Source organism: Pedobacter ginsengisoli, from assembly GCF_030244015.1.
Lineage (GTDB): Bacteria > Bacteroidota > Bacteroidia > Sphingobacteriales > Sphingobacteriaceae > Pedobacter > Pedobacter ginsengisoli.
This window is the reverse complement of the sequence record NZ_JASSYX010000001.1, coordinates 829290-846355: the sequence shown is the minus strand read 5'-3', so window position 1 is coordinate 846355 and position 17066 is coordinate 829290. Positions and strand designations below refer to the sequence as shown.

Sequence of the window (17066 nt, the reverse complement as noted above, 5' to 3'; positions counted from 1 at the left end):
TAATACTTTTGCCGGCTATATACAGAACAAACAAAAATGCTTAAATCTGGTTATACATGCAGAGTTTTCAGCGATGACTGCCGGAATCTCAAAGCAATAGCTATTAACCGATTTAAATCATGGCATGTAATTTCACATTTGAATACACCAAACCTAAAACGGAAATGGTCAGCAAACTTGAAGCAGCCATTTTAGGTCAGCACGGATCATTTCAGGGAGATGAGACCGGCGGAGAATTTTCATTTTCTGCTCTGGGCCTTTCTTTCCGGGGAAATTATACCGTTAGCGGTGATCAAATCGCTGTTGAAGTTACCGATAAACCCTTCCTCGTGTCCTGCGGCAAAATTGAATCAGAGATTAAAAAATATATGACAGCTGATACCTAACCTGGATAAAAGCATCCTTCGGATTAGAAAATACATTAGGTACGAATTACTAAAAATCCCCGATTGTCCTTGCCAAAGTCCTGATCCGTTTGGCCCACAAGTTGCCAAGCCATACCAGCTGAGCTAAAAAAACCAGGCCCATTGCGACGAGCAAGAGGTATTTGGTCGCATTGAACTGGATATTGTAAGTAAAGAACAACAGGAAGCCTGCCATAAACAATAGTCTTGTAAACACAGATACCACTGCAAAGCTTTTTATCTTCGAAAGATAACGTTCGAGTGAAGCCTTGATATTGCTGCCGCTGATCAGGTATTTGGAAAAACTATACCCGCTGAGGTTATGGACCAGCGAACAAAGAACGGTCATCACCAGAATAAGGTTTATAAATACGGGTTTCTGATCGCCATCAAACATAGTGTAATAGCAGAGCAGGAAAACAGACCAGCCGGCAATTTCTATGGCAAACTGTTTCCTGATTTCTTTGAGCACCGGATGTCTGCTTTCCAACAGCATTGTTTTTAGTTCTTCAGTTGTTTTTGAGGATACCCCTGAGGCATTCCATGTCGACTTTAATTGATCAAGTTCCATCTTTATAAGTTTAAAATTTTTTGAATCTTATGTTTTATACGGTTTAATTTTACTCCGACATTGCTTTCACTGATACCAGTGACTTCTGCGATCTGGCGATAGCTCAGGTCTTCAAGGTAAAGCGCTATGATCGCCTTTTCTCCGTCGTCCAGCTGTTTTAATGCCGCAAATAATTGTTCTTGTCTGATCGCCAGATTTTCGTCGGGTATCTCATCTGCGTAGTCCGGCAGTACAGGATGATATTCCAGGCCCGGCCGTTTTCTGCGAAAGGAAGCAATTGCGGTATTGAGCGCAATGCGGTACATCCAGGTACTTACCTTTGCTGTGCCTTTAAATGATGGAAAAGCTTTCCAGAGCTGATAGGTAATCTCCTGAAACAGATCTTCACGGTCTTCAGCTCCATCACGGTAAATGCGACAAATTTTATGGACGATTCCCTGGTTTGTTTCCATCAGTGCCAGAAATCCTTGCTCATCCATATTTTTCTATTGTTGAAATATTCATATGATGTCGTTTATCAATAAGTAGGCGAAAACATAAAATACTTACACCACAGAAAAGATACTTTCTTATTTTGAAGGGAATGTTATAAATTTAAACAACTTTAATATAAGCCCTTAAATTTAACCACATGCCCGGTTTGAAAAATCTTTATGCTGCTGCAGCCATTGCAGCAATTACCTGTGTTGCTGCAGGCTTTACTCCTGCGGATAAAAAATCAGTCCATACCAAACTGGGGGTTGCGGAAAATGTATTGCGCCTGGCAAATGCCTTTAAAGCTACCTTGACAGCAGAGCAGATCGCCCGGCTGGAAATTCCCCTGACCAGAACGGCTTCTGTAAAATGGACAAATATTCCCGGCGGGGCAGCTAACAGAAACGGTCTGGAGTTTAGCGAGCTTAATGATGTTCAGCTGAATGCAGCAAAAGCGGTGATCAAAGCAGCTTCTGGTACGGCTGCGAATGAAGGGTATGACGAGTTTCTGCAGATAGGACTCGCAGACGGGGTAATTGGAAAAAGCGGCAGGTCCGGATATGGTCCTGGAGAATATATCATTGCCTTTTTGGGACAACCGAGCGCAACAGGAACCTGGATGCTTCAGTTCGGGGGTCATCACTATGCACAAAATATAGTTTACAACAAAGGTAAGACTGCGAGTGCTACCCCTATTTTTCTGGGCGGGGATCCGAGGGAATGGACTACAGATAATGTTAAATATGCTCCGCTAGTGCAGGAACATGACGCCATGGCGGATATGCTGGCTTCGTTTAGCGCGGATGAACTGGCTAAAGCAAAGATTAGTGACAAATTTGGTGACGTCCTGCTGGGTACTGCCAAAGACGGCAAATTCCCGGCTGCCAAAGCGGGTATTCGTGTGGGTGAGCTCAATGCGGGGGCTAAAGCTAAGGTTATCGCAGCCATGATGCCCTGGCTCAATGACATTGATGCGGATATCAGGGCAAAACTACTGAAGACTTACACCAAAGAACTCTCTGATACCTATATCGCCTATTCCGGAAACGATGCTGGGGTAAGTGGTGATCCGGCTTCCTTTTTAAAGGTAATCGCAGATTATGTCCGGATCGATGGCCCGGGTGTGTGGATTGAATTTGCATGCCAGCCCGGCGTGTATTCCAACCAGCCGCATTACCATACTATTTTCAGAGACCATCGCCTGGATTACAATAATTTATGGAATTTCTGAACCAGTTCTGCTTCATTGGTGAGATCCAGTCTTAAGGGCGTGATGGAAACCAGGTGATTTTCTATAGCCCACCGGTCTGTGCCTTCCTCCGCTGCTTCTAAAGGCTTCACGGTGATCCAGTAGTGTTTTCTTTGCATGGGGTCTATTCCCGGCACTACTTTCCCATCATACAGCCGGACAGACTGCCTTGTCCACCTGATCCCGGATGGCTCCGGGGGGAAATTCACATTGTACAAACCCAGGGTCGTGCTGGACAGCAATTCTGCGAGTGCTTTTTCGACATAAGTATCAAGCGCTTTAAAATCCGGCTCAGTTTTGCCTACGGGAGTACTGAGGGCAATTCCCCTCACGCCCAGTAAAACAGCCTGTTTTGCGGCGGCAAGTGTTCCCGAATGCCACATGGAATTACCAAGGTTTGGTCCCATGTTTATTCCGGACAACACGATATTTGTATCCGGATAAACGTGCAGGCCTAAAGCCACACAATCTGCAGGTGTGCCATTCACCCGGTAAGCATCTATACCTTCAAATACAATAGGAGATTTTTTAATTGACAGCGGCCTGGAATGTGTTATGGCATGACCCATTGATGATTGCTCTACATCAGGGGCAACAATCCGGACATCACCAAAACGCAGGGCAATTTTCGCGAGTGCGGCTATTCCGGGACTGTATATACCATCGTCATTGGTGATCAGGATTTTCATAGCAGATTATTTTTTAGGTTTAAAACCTTATCTAGCACCATTTTGTTCAGTCAATATGAAAAAAAAGAGCAAACTGGTCAGATTAGTGCATAACCCCACTGCTGGCGATGGTGAATACTCTAAGAAGAGGATCATCGAGCTGATAGAGTCACACGGATACCGTTGCGAGTATTCATCTTCTAAAAAGAAACTGCGTAAAATCATAAAACCGGAAACTGCATTTATTGTGATAGCGGGGGGTGACGGTACGATCAGGAAGACCATTATGTCTTTGCTGAACAAAAAATTAAAATACAAACGTCCGATTGCTTTACTTCCTTTTGGAACAGCCAACAATATTGCTACTTCACTTAACATTCCTCAGAACAACACCAGGAATATCAGTTCCTGGGCCGGCTACAATCTGAAAAAGTTTGATGTCGGGCAGGTTGCCGGCCTTCAAAAGGCATCTTATTTTATCGAATCATTTGGTTTTGGTTTGTTTCCAAGGCTCATGAAAACACTGAAGAAGATGAACAGGGACCACATCAACAGTGCAGAAGCTGAATTTGAAATGGCCTTGAAAGCGCTGCTGGAGATTACCAGGGCCTATTCCCCCGTCCCTTTTAGAATTGAGGTAAATGATAAAATTATTGAAGGCCGGGCCATCATGATTGAGATCATGAATATTTCAAGCCTGGGGCCTCACCTTAAACTGAGTGAAGATGCTGATTCAGAAGATGGTTATTTTGACCTGGTGATCGTCACTGAAACGCAAAGAAGAAAAATGGAAGACTATGTATCAGAGAAAATGGCGCTAAAAGATCCTGTATTCCCAATCAAACCTATACGCACCAAAAGCCTGAGCATTAACTGGAAGGGACATGATGTGCATGGGGATGACCAGGTGATCAAAGCATATGACGAAGTCAATCTGGAGATTTCCTTACTGGACAGTTTGCTGGAAATGGTAACAGCGACAAAACAAGATTAAAAGAGTAAAGATTTATGCTAATTTTAACACAGCGTATTTTCAATATAAAAAATGGAAGTTTCACTGGAAAAATTAATGTACCCAATTGGTCGTTTTGTACCATCGGCAGATTTTAACTCCGACAAACTCGCTTCATGGATTGGGTCTATAAGATCATTACCCTTGCTTTTGGACTATTGTATTCAAAATCTTGACGAGGTGCAGCTGAACACACCTTACAGGCCCGGTGGCTGGAATATAATACAGGTTGTGCACCACATGGCTGACAGCCATATGAACGCTTACATCCGGCTGAAACTGGCATTAACAGAAGAGACGCCGGTCATCACTCCATATGAGGAACAGCTTTGGGCGGAACTGCCCGATGTGACTTTGGTGCCTTTGAATGTATCTATTACACTATTACATGCACTGCATAGGCGCTGGACTACTGTTCTCGACAACCTCACCCATGAGCAATGGGAGCGTCAGTATTATCATCCTGGAAATAAAGAGTATGTACCGCTTTGGCAAATGACAAATAATTATGGCTGGCACTGTTCGCATCATGCGGAGCATATCCTGTCCTTACGCAAAAGAATGGGCTGGTGACCTTCTCTTCCTGATCCTTCTCTTTCTTTTTTTTCCTTTTTTCAGCCAGATGATAAATCCGGTTATGGGCAGACTTGCGGAAATCAGCGCTGCGATACAGGCGATGATTTTACCGGGCAAGCCGAACAAACGGCCGGTATGCAGATCATAATTGGTGGCCTCAATCAGATCAGCGCCATTGAATTCTTTGTAGCGTTTGGCGCGGAGGAGCTGACCACTGGCTTCATTGAAGAAGAACGTATTTTGATTTCTCGCCCATTTGTAGGGATAGATCATCCGAAGCCGGAGCTCACCCCCTTTCCTGATGGATATACTTGTTGAAATTGCGCCCGGATATTTTAAAGCTGTGGTCTTGTAAATATAGTCATACCGCAGCGCTAGTGATTCGATGACCGGAGTTTCAACAGGAGGTTGTTTTTTGCCCTCTGTAAGCTTGCTTCCCGTGAAAAAACTGGCTGCCGTTTTTACTTCTTTAAAAGCGAAAAAAAGCCCGGTTAACGAAATGATGATCAGGATCCATGAGGCGTAAAAACCCAGTACATTGTGCAAATCATAGTTAACCCTTTTGAAAGAGCCTTTCCATTTGATGCGGAGCGATTGTTTCAGCAAGCGCATCTGATTTGGGAACCAGAGGATAATCCCTGTGATGAGCATCAACACAAAGACCACTACCGCCCAGCGCTGGATGAATTTACCGGTTTCACCCATCAGCAGGGTCATATGGATTTCTTCTACGGTGTCCAGCCAGTCGTGCCTACCTTTGTAGACGAGTTGTCCGTCATAAGGATTAAAATAGTAAGTATTCTTCTTGGAGGCGATTTCCACAGTCGCATTTGGCGTAGAATTTGTCATCCTGATGACGCTGATCTTTTCGTTGGGAGCTGCCTTTTGAAAAGCAGTAATCACTTTATCCAGCCCTATAAAGGGTTTTTGCTGCACCGGGACATAAAGCCGTTCTTTTTGGGTGGCTTCCCTGATCTCCTCTTCAAAGACATATGTGCAGCCTGTAATGCTGACCACAAAAACAATGAGGCCGGTGCCTAAGCCCAGCCACAAATGTATTTGCCTGATGATGTCTTTAAATCTTTTACGCATGGACTAAAATGAGTATCCCGCAGACAGGTTAAACCTGCGCCCGTTGCCCCTTACATAATTGATCCCGCTGCCATAAAACTGGGATATACTTGGATAATAATTTTTATTCAGCATGTTTTCTACTCCCAGATTGACTCTTAATGCTGAGTTCACCTGGTAAGTTGCCGCAAGGTTAAACAGGTTAAAATCTTTGACCGGGCCTTCACCAATTAAATATTTACCGCTGGAATTGGTCTTGAAGCGGTCTCTGCTGCCGATCCGCATCCAGTTGAGGTCGACAATTAAATTTTTAAGCCCTGAATATTTGACATAACCGGTTGTTTTCGACGGAGGGATACGGGTCGTATTCAGATAAACGTCTGTTGGCCCGTCAAATTCGCCATCGTTGTCTACATCACCTTTTCCTTCTACTTTAGCATAGTTGCCTCCAATTGCCAGGTCTTTGAGCAGCTGGTAATCTGCCTGGATCTCAAAACCATACACCCGTTCAGGAATCCGCTGGGAAATATATTTTCCATCAACTTCCAGCAGATTGGCGCCCAGTTTCGATGTGCTGTAGTAATAGGCAGCGCTTAAGTTAAACTTTCCTATGGTACTGCTAAAGCCACCCTCATAATTATTTACGATGATCGGTTTGGTTTCCAGCTGGGCCAAGGTATTACTTGTTGCGGCCCTGAGCACCCTGCCCAGTTCAAATACGGAGAACGATTGCGCGTAACTGATGAAAGGATTGAACAATTTAAATTTAGAATACCTTGCTCCGGCGTTGAAAACGAAGGCATCGTAGTTTAACTTGCCTCCTTTGACTGCAATGCTGCCTGCTCCGTTGGCACCGGTAGCAAGCGTAGAGAAATCATTGACGTCAATGTTTATATTTTCAGCCCTCATTCCTGCTTTAAGTATCAGGTCTGTAAATAAGCTGGCACTTGCCTGAAAGTAAGGTGCAAAATTGACCATGTTCATCTCGGGTACCCAGGCCCTGCCATCAACCAGGTTTTGGGCGGTCTCATCGTTCATCAGGTCCAGTCCATAGTTTACCTGCATCGGCACAAGCGGAGTGATCCTGAATGGCGTATTCAGGTTTAAACGGGCACCTTTTTTTGTGGAAGTAATAGCCGATTGTCCGCCGCCATAAAAGGATGCGGCGTTTGAATAAATTGTATAAAAGTCCTGATAGTATAGGTTTGCAGTAAGGTCTGTATTTCCGAATACCTGCTGATTGGTATACTGGAGGTTTGAATTGTGGTTAAACCGGGTTCCTTCGTCTACACCGGGTCTGTTGCCAGCTATGCCAATCGCCGGAGATTCTCCGTAAACCCCCGCTTTTGTGATGTACCTGGAATCCTGTCTGGAGCTAAAATAATTGTACATCAGTTCCAGCCGCTGTTTTGGGCTAATGTCATAACCTACTTTTGCGAAACCATTGTAGGATTTGGTTTCGCCAAGGCCGTATTCCGGAGAGATAACCAACCCTTCTGCATCACGGTAAACTCCTGTTTTTTCAAACATCCCGCTAACGATATAATCAAACTTCTTTACTTTTCCATAGAATTGTTGTGTTGCCCGGTAACCGATCGTACTGTCGCCTTCAAGATTACCGGTAAGTCCAACTTGTGAGTATCCGCCAAATTGTTTGCCGGCGTTGGCCTTTTTGGTAATGTAGTTAATTAAACCACCTTCTGCCCCATTGCCATATATGGCAGTAGCACCTTTGATCACTTCAACACGTTCAATAACAGAGGGGTCTATGCTTCGGATATCTCTTCCGCCAGCCCGTAAGGGGGTAGACTGCGGGATTCCATCAATCAGCACCAAGACATTTCTTCCCCTGAGGGTTTGTCCTGAATTCCCAGTCTGGTTGGTCGATGTGCCCAGGCCAGGTACACTATAAGAAAGAATATTAGCAATGTTGGGACTGATCACAGACTGGGTTGCAATTTCTTTTGCAGTAAGCACGGTAACAGACGAAGGTGTCTGCGCCAGGGACTCTGCCCTTCTGCTTGCTGATACGATTACTTCTTTCAGATCGGCATTGGCCTCAGCCAGTATAAAATCGATCGTGGAAGCCTGATCGGCAGCCACTGTTACCTGTTGTTCCTTAATTTTATAACCGGTGATAGAAATCCTGACGGTTTGACTGCCTGCAGGTACGCCTGCTAAAGTAAAATTTCCAGACCCGTTGGAAGTAGTTTTTATCTTCAGTCCATTTATCTGAATATTTGCAAAAGGAACTGTATGGTTTAAGGAATCTTTTACTGTCCCGTTGATGGCACCCTTTCCTGTTTGAGCCAGAATATACAGGGGAGAAATCGCTGCAAAAATTACGATAGTAAACTTGATCTGAAGGTATTTCATGAAATATTGAAATTATTTTGGCGCAAATATAGACTTATTTAGACTCAGTACAAATAATTTTAACCCATGTGCATTAATTCCCGAAACCAAGGCATTTATTTGACTAATAAATTTTTTACTTTTCAGTTTAAATTATTATTATTGCTTATCTAAATTAAGCTCAATGAATACCAAGATAATGACGCTCTTATGCTGCTTGCTCACAGCGGCATTGTTAACCTGTGCGCAGGAGAAAAAGGTAAAACCAAAAGATTTTAAATATGGAAAGGTCAGTCCTGCTGAGTTTGAAGTAAAGGCGGCTGGCAAGGATTCTGCGGCCAGTGCGGTGGTTTTATTTGATGTGGGAAAAGGCTGGTTTGAATTGAGTCCAAAAACCGGTGATTTCATGTATGTTATGGAAAGGCACGTCAGGTATAAGATCTTCGATAAAAGTGGATACGATTATGGAAATCTTGAACTGGAACTTTATAGAAAAAATAATTTTGAAACTGCATTAGAGCAAATGGATGGAGCCACCTATAGTATGGAAAATGGCAAAATGACTGTAAATAAGATCAATAAGGAATCTAAGTTTACAGAAAAGCAGGATAAGAACTATACCATTAAAAAATTTGCACTGCCTAATGTCAAAGAGGGATCGATTATAGAATATAAATATCGTTTGAAATCTGATTTTATCTATACGTTAAGGTCATGGAATTTTCAAAGAGAAATACCTACGCTTCATTCAGAATACGAGATCACCATCCCGGAATGGTATAAATACAGAGTAACAGGTGGAGGATATGTATTTTTAAATCCTAAACAAGAACGTGTCAATCAGAATTTCATGACTTCAGGCGGTTCGGCATCACTAGGGTGCTTAAAAATGAATTACCATGCGGATTCCGTTCCGGCACTAAAGACGGAAAGTTTCGTAACCACCATGCGTGACCATATCAGCAGGATTGGGTTTGAGCTGACGTCCATTACCGTTCCAGGACAAGTTTACCGGGAATTCACAAATACCTGGCCGCAGCTAATCAAAGGTCTTAAAGATGATGAGAACTTTGGAGGCTTTATCAACAGAAAAAGCTATATAAAGACACTTCTCAAGTCAATAGTAAAGGAAAATACCAATGCGGATACGACTTTAAAGCTGATATTCAATTACGTTAAGAACAATATAAAATGGAATGATGACCATCATTTCTATAGTTCTGATGTAAATCCAAAGACAATTTTCGAGAAAAAAACAGGCAATTCGGCAGATATCAATCTTAGCCTGTATATGTTGCTTACAGAAGCAGGAATAACTGCTTCTCCGGTTCTGCTCAGTACCAGGGATAACGGGATTCATCCTGGTCTTCCGATGCTCTCCGTATTTAACAATGTAATTGTGCTGGCCGGGACCGGTGATAAACAAGTACTTCTGGATGCCACTGATAAGAATCATTTTCCCGGGCTTATTTCATACAATGACCTGAATCATGAAGGTTTCCAGGTTGATCTGGCGCAGGAAAATGGAAAATGGGTCTCTTTGGATGACAACAGTCTGAGCAGAAAAGTGATTACTTATGCCTTGTCGCTGACCGATGAAAATAAAATGACCGGCAAGCTCTACATGAGTTCTACAAATTACGAAGGGCTTAACCGGCGGAATGAGTACCTGTCGGCCACCAACGAGGAAGACTTTCTAAAAACCTATAAAACCGGGAAAACCGGACTGGGAATTAAGAACTACCAAATAGGTAATTTGGATAACCTGACTGAGCCGTTGACAGAGACCATGGATGTGACCATTGAAGACAATGTAGAAGAAGCCGGCAACCTTGCTTATTTTACACCCCTGTTGTTTGAAAGGACTAAAGAAAATCCCTTCAGACTTGAAGACAGAAAATTTCCCGTAGACTTCGGTTATGCGACAGAAGAGATCTACCGTTTGACCATAGATCTCCCAAAGAATTATCAGTTGGATAAGGCCCCAAAGAATGAAAAGGTGATATTGCCGGACGAATCCGCTTCATTCAGTTTCATCTTCGCTTCTGACGGCAGCAAAATGATGATCACCAGTAAAATTACTATTAAAAAACCTGTTTATACAAATGAAGAATATACCTATCTAAGGGAACTCTTCAAGAATATTGTTAGAAAACAATCCGAGCAAATCGTACTTAAAAAGATCTGACATGAAAACATGCTTACTTTTTGTCATAAGTTTTTCCTGTTTTATAAGCGCAAACGCACAGGTGCTATATGATGTCAGTAAAATACCGGCAGAACTGCTAAAAAATGCTTCTGTAGTGATCAGGAATGAAGAGCAGGTCTATGATGTTAAGAACCCGGGAAGTGCCATGATGGAATACAGGACAGCCGTTACTATCTTGAATAAAAGCGGAGATGCTGCATCTAATATGCATGAGTTTTATAACAAATTCTCCAGTATATCTGATTTGAAAGCTTCGTTATATGACGCTGCCGGCAAAAAAATTAAAGACTATAAAACCTCAGACTTCAGGGACAGAAGTGTGGTATCTGACGGCACCATGTATCAGGATGACCGGGTAAAATACCTGGAATTTTCTCATACCAGTTATCCTTACACCATTGAATACAGCTATCGTGTGGATTTTACCGGGATCAGGACCTACCCTGACTGGTATCCAGCAAGTACTTGGAACCAGGCCGTTGAAACATCCAGTTTTGTGTTTAAGCTCCCTCAGGGAATGACTTTTAAATACCTGAAAAGTGAGGGATTAGCGACGGATTCCAGCAAGGTGAAGGATAAGTTGCAGTATAAATGGAGTTGCCGGAATGTGAAAGCACTAGAATATGAACCAATGAGTACCGGAATGCGGAACGTCATGCCCTGGGTGACCCTGGCGCCAAACCAGTTTGAGTATGACAACTCAAAAGCCAACATTGAAAACTGGGCAAATCTTGGCTCCTGGATGTACAATCTCAGCAGTGGCATGCAAGAGCTTCCCGAAGCGGCAAAAGTGAAAATCCTCAATCTAATAAAAGACGCTAAAACACCGGAGGAAAAAATAAGTGTACTTTACAGGCATTTGCAGGCAAATACACGCTATGTAGGTGTGCAGCTTGGAATTGGCGGTTATAAACCTATAGCGGCAGAAAAAGTGTTTTCAGTAAATTATGGGGATTGCAAGGCGTTATCCAATTACATGAAAGCCATGTTGGAAGTAGCTGGTATAAAATCAAATCTGGTGGTAATAGGCAATGGCATGCCGTCTTTGAACAAGAACTTTGCCAGCGTAAATCAGGCCAACCACATGATTCTTTGTGTGCCTTTGGAAAAAGACACTACCTGGCTGGAATGTACAAGCCAATATGTACCATTGGGCTATATTGGCAATAACAATTCAGACAGAACCGTTTTGCTGATAACTGAGAATGGGGGGAAACTTGCCCGGACTCCGGTATACAACCCTGCAGACAATTATCAAAAGCGATCTGCCAGAGTAGATTTAAATGAAGAAGGCAACGCCGATATCCAAATAGAGACGCAATACGGATATGCACAGTTTGAGGAAAACTTAAGGATGCTGATCGTAGATCCCACCGAGCAACGCAAAAGCCTGATGAATTCTTTAAGCATTCCAAACATGCAGATTGGTACATTAAGTTATCTCCAGCCAGATAAAAACACGGCCATGCTCACAGAAAAGATTAGTTTAAAAGCTTCGCAGTTATTGACTAAAGGAGGCGACAAACTCTTCCTTACTTTAAACCTGCTCAACAGACAAGAATCTGCTGTGACAATTGTTGAAGATCGTAAAACATCCTTTGCTGTAAATTACAGTTTTAAAGATGAAGATGAAATCATTTATACGATACCTAAGGGATATAAAATTGAATTCATACCCAAAGACATTTCTATAGAGTCAGAATTTGGAAAGTACAGTGCAAAATTTACTGCAAAAGATGATAAACTGGTCTATACACGGACTAAAATGATGGTCAGTAAAAAATATCCGCCGGAAAAATACAACGACTTTGCTGCTTTTTATAAGAAGATATACCAGGCGGACAAGCAAAAAAGCATTCTGGCCAAAATGGAATAACGTTATAATACTAAATTACGCAGGCATGAACCACATGAGATTTATTCTTTTTGCAGTATTATTTGGAGTTAACTCGATCTCCTTTGCCCAGGAAAAGACAGTACCTGTACCAAAGGAAGTAGCTCAGCGAACATTCAAGTACGGGAAGATTACTCCGGAAGAATTTGAGACCAAAATAAGCGGTGCAGACTCCGCTGCATCGGCGGTAGTGCTTTTTGATGTGGGAAAGGCCATATTTGAACTGGCTGGCAGAAAAGCGAGCTTCGTATACGTCCTGGAACGTCACATCAGGTACAAGATCATCAATAAGGCAGGTTATGATTTTGCCAACCTGGAAATTCCGCTCTTTAACATTAACGACGATGAGAGTTACCTTGATGACATGGAGGGTGCCACTTATAATATGGAGAACGGTAAGGTAGTGATCAGCAAGATCAGCAAGAGCTCCAAGTTTACCGAAAGGCGGGATAAAAACTTTACGATCAAAAAGTTTGCACTGCCCAATGTCAAAGAAGGCTCAATAATAGAATTTAAATACAAGATAAAATCTGATTTCCTGGGTACACTGAACTGGCATTTCCAAAAAAACATCCCCACCCTGTACTCAGAGTATGACGTAAGCATCCCCCAGTTTCTCAAGTACAACATGAGCCAGACTGGTTTGATCAAAGTAGCGTCAAAGCGGGAACTGGGCCAGCAGAACATGGTTTCTTATTATGGTGCGGCGACCGCACAGATTGCGAGGACACAGTTCAGGATAGAGAATGTACCTGCCCTTAAGGTGGAAAAGTACGTACCTACTATGGATGAATACATCAGTAAAGTAGAATTTGAACTAACTTCTATAAGGATGCCTGGCCAGTCCTTTATGGACTACATCCCGACCTGGCCTAAAGTCATAGCCAAACTCAGAGGTTACAATAATTTTGGCGGATTTCTTGCTCCCAATGATTTTGTGAAGACCACGGTCGCCAAAATCGTAAAACAGGATACCAAACCAGATAGTGTTCCTTTTCTGATCTTTGACTATGTAAAAAACAACATTAAGTGGAACAATCAAACAGGGATTTATGGCTCAAGCACAAGCGCCCAGCAGGTATTTGAAAAAAAGACTGGTAATGCTGCAGATATAAACCTGAGCATGCTTGCATTGTTTAAAGAAGCCAGGGTCGAAGCCTGTCCCATCATATTGAGTACCAGAGAAAATGGAAAACATCCCAAATATCCTGTACTGACCAAATTCGACAATGTGATCATTGATGTAAAAATCGGTGAACGTCACATCTTTTTTGACGCAACAAATAAGAACCATACACCGGATATAATAGCTTTTGAAAACCTGAACCATGAGGGTTACCGGGTTGATTTCGGAACCAATACGGGGAGCTGGGTCAATACAGACGAGTTTAAAATAAGCAAAAAGAACGTCAACGGCTATTTAACACTGAGCAAAGAAAACAAGCTGACCGGCAAGCTCCAGACGTTCACTACGGACTACATTGCTTTGGAGCGGAGAAACAAGCAACTTAATTCACTTAATGAAGTGGAATACCTGAAATCATTTAAGGCAGATAAGCCAGGTCTTGGGATCAGCGAATATAAAACTGAAAATATTGACAATCCGAATGAACCCTTTGGCGAATCAATGGATGTGGTCATAGAGGATAATGTAGAAGAGGCCGGGAACCTTGTCTACTTCACTCCTTTGCTGTTTGAGCGGACAAAAGAAAATCCATTCAAGATTGAAGACAGGCAGTATCCCGTCGATTTTGGCCATCCAAGTGAAGAAGTCTACCGCCTGACCATCGAAATCCCTAAGGAATATTCTTTTGACAAACTTCCGCAAAATGAAAAGATCAGCTTGCTCGAAGATGCCGCGGCTTTTTCTTTTACAGTGAATCAGGAAGAGAATAAGATCTCCATAGTCAGCAAGATCTCCTTCAGAAAATCAGTTTATTCCGTGCAGGAATATCATGATCTGAAGGAGTTGTTCACCAATATAGTCAGAAAACAGGCAGAACAAATTGTGGTCAAGAAAAGCTGACTATTTTTTACCGACAACCACCTTCGTGAAGTCTGAAATATTCAAATAGCGGTTGGCCAATTCTTTTAAGTGTTCAGCGCTAATTGTTTTTACCGTTTTGATGTAATTGCCGTAATAAGTATAATCCAGACCCGAGAAGTATACGTTTTTAAACTTATCAGCATGGGAAAATGCGTTTTCAAGACTACCCAGCATAGCACCCAGCATATAATTGCGTACAAGATCGAGTTCTTCCTCTCCAACCAGTTCAGTTTTCAGCAGACCGATCTCGTTTTCAATTTCTGTCAGGGCAAGCTGGCATACGTCTGCACCGACCTCAGTTGCCAAAAAGAAATAACCGGCGTCTTTTAAGGAAGATATTGCCGAGCCGATGCCGTAAGTGTAACCTTTGTCTTCCCGGATATTAGCCATCAGCCTGGAGCCAAAATACCCACCTAATATGCAGTTTAATACCTGCAGGCCGGGAAAATCAGCGTGATTCCTGGTGATCGCCAATGTGCCCATTCTTATTGCTGATTGAATGGCATCTGGTTTTTCTATGAAAATATCACTTCCGGCTATAGGATCAAAAGTAAACTTATTGATTTCAGAAGGCTCATTGTTATCCCAGTCCCTGCCCATGATCTGGTTTAATGTATGAAACTCTGTATCTTCAAACTTGCCTGCGACAATTATGGTACAATTTCCGGGCTTATAGGCCGCCTTAAAATATTGGAGCAGGTCGAGCCTGTTCAGTTCATCATAGTCAGCCGGTCTGATATTCGAACCATAAGTTGTTTCTCCAAACAGCGCATTCGCAAAATGCTTTTTTGCCAGAAAATCATTCTTTTGCAGACTAACCTGAAGTGACTGTTTTTGATTCTGGATGAAGATGCCCAATTCCTGGTCAGGAAAAATGCTTTCGTTTAAAATCGCATGCAGAATAGGCAAAACTGAAGCCAGGTGCTTGTTTAATGTATACAGCTTTACGCTTGACTGATCTGCGCCATATTCTGTTTGCAAAAAGGCACCATAATAATCTACTTTATCTGCAATCTCCATCGCAGTCAGCTGCGCTGTGCCGTTATTGATCAGGTGGTTAGCCGCAACTGCCTGCAAAGGCTTTGCCGGATCCCAGTTTACATTTTCAAATATAAATTCAATCCGTACCAGCTCCTGTTGGCCGGCATTTATAGTGAATACCGGTATGCCATTGTCCAGCGTCTGTTTTAAAGGCTCAATGAAACTGATCTCATCTACCTGTTTTGATTCCGGGGCTAGTGTACGGTTAAGCATCTTTTGCTGTTAAATAATATAAAGTGGAACATTGCTCTTCTACAAAGGTGGTTTTAGCAGCCTGCAGAATCCGCTGAGGGGTGACAGACAGATACCTGTCGATCTCCGTATTCAGATCTTCTGCATTGCCCAGCAATTCATAATAAGCCAGGTTCATGGCCTTATCCAGCAAGCTCATTTCTGCAAAGACCATGATGGATTCTGATTTGTTTTTGACTTTAGTCAGTTCATGGTCACTCACTTCCTGATGGGCCATTCTTTTAAGTTCTGTCCAGATGGCTTCCTCCGCTGTGCCTACAGGAACGCCCTGCACGAGTTTGCCTTCTATAACAAACAACCCTTCGTCTATACTGCTTGTGATGTAGGCATGGATCTCGCTAAAGAGCTGTTGTTCTTTTAAAAGACTGTTATACAATCTGGAAGACTGACCTTGGGAAAGTACATCTGCCATGAGATCATAGGCTTGGTACTCAGGATGCAATCTGGCAGGCATTTTAAAGGCCATATAGATAGAATTAAGAGGAACCTCGGCATGCACGGATTCTCTTTGGGCTGCTGTCTGCAAAGGTTCTTTTGGCAGGTTTCTGTGGTATTTTTCGCCACCAGGAATAGGCTCAAACCACTTTTCAGCGAGGGCTTTTACATCAGCTGTCTTCACATTGCCGCCTACAACCATGATCGCATTCTGCGGATTGTAATGCTTTTTGAAAAATGCCTTTACATCTTCCATCTTAGCATCTTCGATCTGCTTGAGGTCCTGACCTATAGTCGCCCATTGGTATGGATGTGTTTTATATGCCAGCGGTCTTAATTTAAGCCATACATCTCCATAGGGCTGGTTCAGATACCGCTGTTTAAATTCCTCGCAAACTACATTGCGCTGTGTCTCCAGGCTTTTTTCTGAAAAAGCAAGGCTCAGCATGCGGTCACTCTCCAGCCAAAAGGCGGTTTCCAGATTTACAGCAGGCAGGGTAATGTAATAATTGGTAATGTCATTGCTTGTAAACGCATTGTTCTCGCCCCCTACCCTTTGGAGCGGCTCATCATAGCTGGGAATATTAATGGAGCCACCGAACATAAGGTGTTCAAATAAATGTGCAAAGCCGGTCTTATCCTGTTCTTCGTCGCGTGCGCCGACATCATATAAGATATTTAAAACGGCCATCGGCGTGGTATCATCCTCGTGTACCAGTACACGGAGTCCATTAGCCAAACTAAAACGGTGAAAATCTACCATAGGTTGAAAAATAATTGCGAATATAGGAATTATGAAAGGGGGAAT

The 17066-nt window shown here is 42.8% G+C and carries 14 protein-coding genes; 7 read left to right on the top strand and 7 right to left on the bottom strand.

Annotated elements, in window-relative coordinates:
* Positions 1–119: 119 nt before the first annotated feature.
* Positions 120–386, top strand: a complete 267-nt coding sequence (locus QEP08_RS03755) for a hypothetical protein (RefSeq protein ID WP_285055930.1) — start codon at positions 120–122, stop codon at positions 384–386.
* 49 nt (positions 387–435) lie between these two features.
* Here the strand turns inward: QEP08_RS03755 and QEP08_RS03750 are convergent, their stop codons facing one another.
* Both QEP08_RS03750 and QEP08_RS03745 read right to left on the bottom strand, forming a co-directional pair.
* Positions 436–975, bottom strand: coding sequence for a hypothetical protein (locus tag QEP08_RS03750; RefSeq protein WP_285055928.1), 540 nt, complete (start codon positions 973–975; stop codon positions 436–438).
* Positions 976–977: 2 nt separating this feature from the next.
* Positions 978–1454: an RNA polymerase sigma factor gene (locus QEP08_RS03745; protein WP_285055927.1), complete on the bottom strand. Its 477-nt coding sequence runs from the start codon at positions 1452–1454 to the stop codon at positions 978–980.
* Positions 1455–1606: 152 nt separating this feature from the next.
* Between QEP08_RS03745 and QEP08_RS03740 the strand changes: the two genes are divergently transcribed.
* The gene (locus QEP08_RS03740; protein WP_285055925.1) at positions 1607–2680 is read left to right on the top strand and encodes a DUF3500 domain-containing protein; all 1074 of its coding nucleotides are present in this window, start codon (positions 1607–1609) and stop codon (positions 2678–2680) included.
* Here the strand turns inward: QEP08_RS03740 and surE are convergent.
* Positions 2656–3387: a 5'/3'-nucleotidase SurE gene (gene surE, locus QEP08_RS03735; protein ID WP_285055923.1), complete on the bottom strand. Its 732-nt coding sequence runs from the start codon at positions 3385–3387 to the stop codon at positions 2656–2658. The genes QEP08_RS03740 and surE overlap by 25 nt on opposite strands.
* Positions 3388–3442: 55 nt before the next feature.
* On the opposite strand from surE, the gene QEP08_RS03730 reads away from it, so the two are divergent.
* Positions 3443–4360, top strand: a complete 918-nt coding sequence (locus QEP08_RS03730) for a diacylglycerol/lipid kinase family protein (RefSeq protein WP_285055921.1) — start codon at positions 3443–3445, stop codon at positions 4358–4360.
* Positions 4361–4411: 51 nt separating this feature from the next.
* Positions 4412–4951 carry a YfiT family bacillithiol transferase gene (locus QEP08_RS03725; protein ID WP_285055920.1) on the top strand — a complete coding sequence of 180 codons (540 nt, stop codon included), beginning with the start codon at positions 4412–4414 and terminating at the stop codon, positions 4949–4951.
* On the opposite strand, the gene QEP08_RS03720 is transcribed toward QEP08_RS03725, so the two are convergent.
* On the bottom strand, positions 4928–6046 hold the full coding sequence (locus QEP08_RS03720; RefSeq protein WP_285055919.1) for a PepSY-associated TM helix domain-containing protein: 1119 nt from the start codon (positions 6044–6046) through the stop codon (positions 4928–4930). The two genes, QEP08_RS03725 and QEP08_RS03720, sit on opposite strands and share 24 nt — an antisense overlap.
* A 3-nt stretch (positions 6047–6049) precedes the next feature.
* Complete coding sequence (locus tag QEP08_RS03715; protein ID WP_285055918.1) at positions 6050–8401, bottom strand: TonB-dependent receptor; 2352 nt, start codon at positions 8399–8401, stop codon at positions 6050–6052.
* Between the two features lie 163 nt (positions 8402–8564).
* Between QEP08_RS03715 and QEP08_RS03710 the strand changes: the two genes are divergently transcribed.
* The 3 genes from QEP08_RS03710 to QEP08_RS03700 are packed head-to-tail and all read left to right on the top strand — an operon-like array spanning position 8565 to position 14509.
* Positions 8565–10568 carry a DUF3857 domain-containing protein gene (locus QEP08_RS03710; RefSeq protein ID WP_285055917.1) on the top strand — a complete coding sequence of 668 codons (2004 nt, stop codon included), beginning with the start codon at positions 8565–8567 and terminating at the stop codon, positions 10566–10568.
* A gap of 1 nt (position 10569) precedes the next feature.
* A complete protein-coding gene (locus QEP08_RS03705; RefSeq protein ID WP_285055915.1) occupies positions 10570–12465 on the top strand; it encodes a DUF3857 domain-containing protein in 1896 nt (631 codons plus the stop codon).
* 25 nt (positions 12466–12490) lie between these two features.
* Positions 12491–14509 carry a DUF3858 domain-containing protein gene (locus QEP08_RS03700; RefSeq protein ID WP_285055913.1) on the top strand — a complete coding sequence of 673 codons (2019 nt, stop codon included), beginning with the start codon at positions 12491–12493 and terminating at the stop codon, positions 14507–14509.
* Here QEP08_RS03700 and QEP08_RS03695 read toward each other — a convergent pair whose 3' ends face one another.
* Positions 14510–15784: a M16 family metallopeptidase gene (locus QEP08_RS03695; RefSeq protein ID WP_285055912.1), complete on the bottom strand. Its 1275-nt coding sequence runs from the start codon at positions 15782–15784 to the stop codon at positions 14510–14512.
* Positions 15777–17021: a M16 family metallopeptidase gene (locus QEP08_RS03690; RefSeq protein ID WP_285055910.1), complete on the bottom strand. Its 1245-nt coding sequence runs from the start codon at positions 17019–17021 to the stop codon at positions 15777–15779. Before QEP08_RS03690 ends, QEP08_RS03695 begins: the two co-directional genes overlap by 8 nt.
* Between the last annotated feature and the right edge of the window lie 45 nt (positions 17022–17066).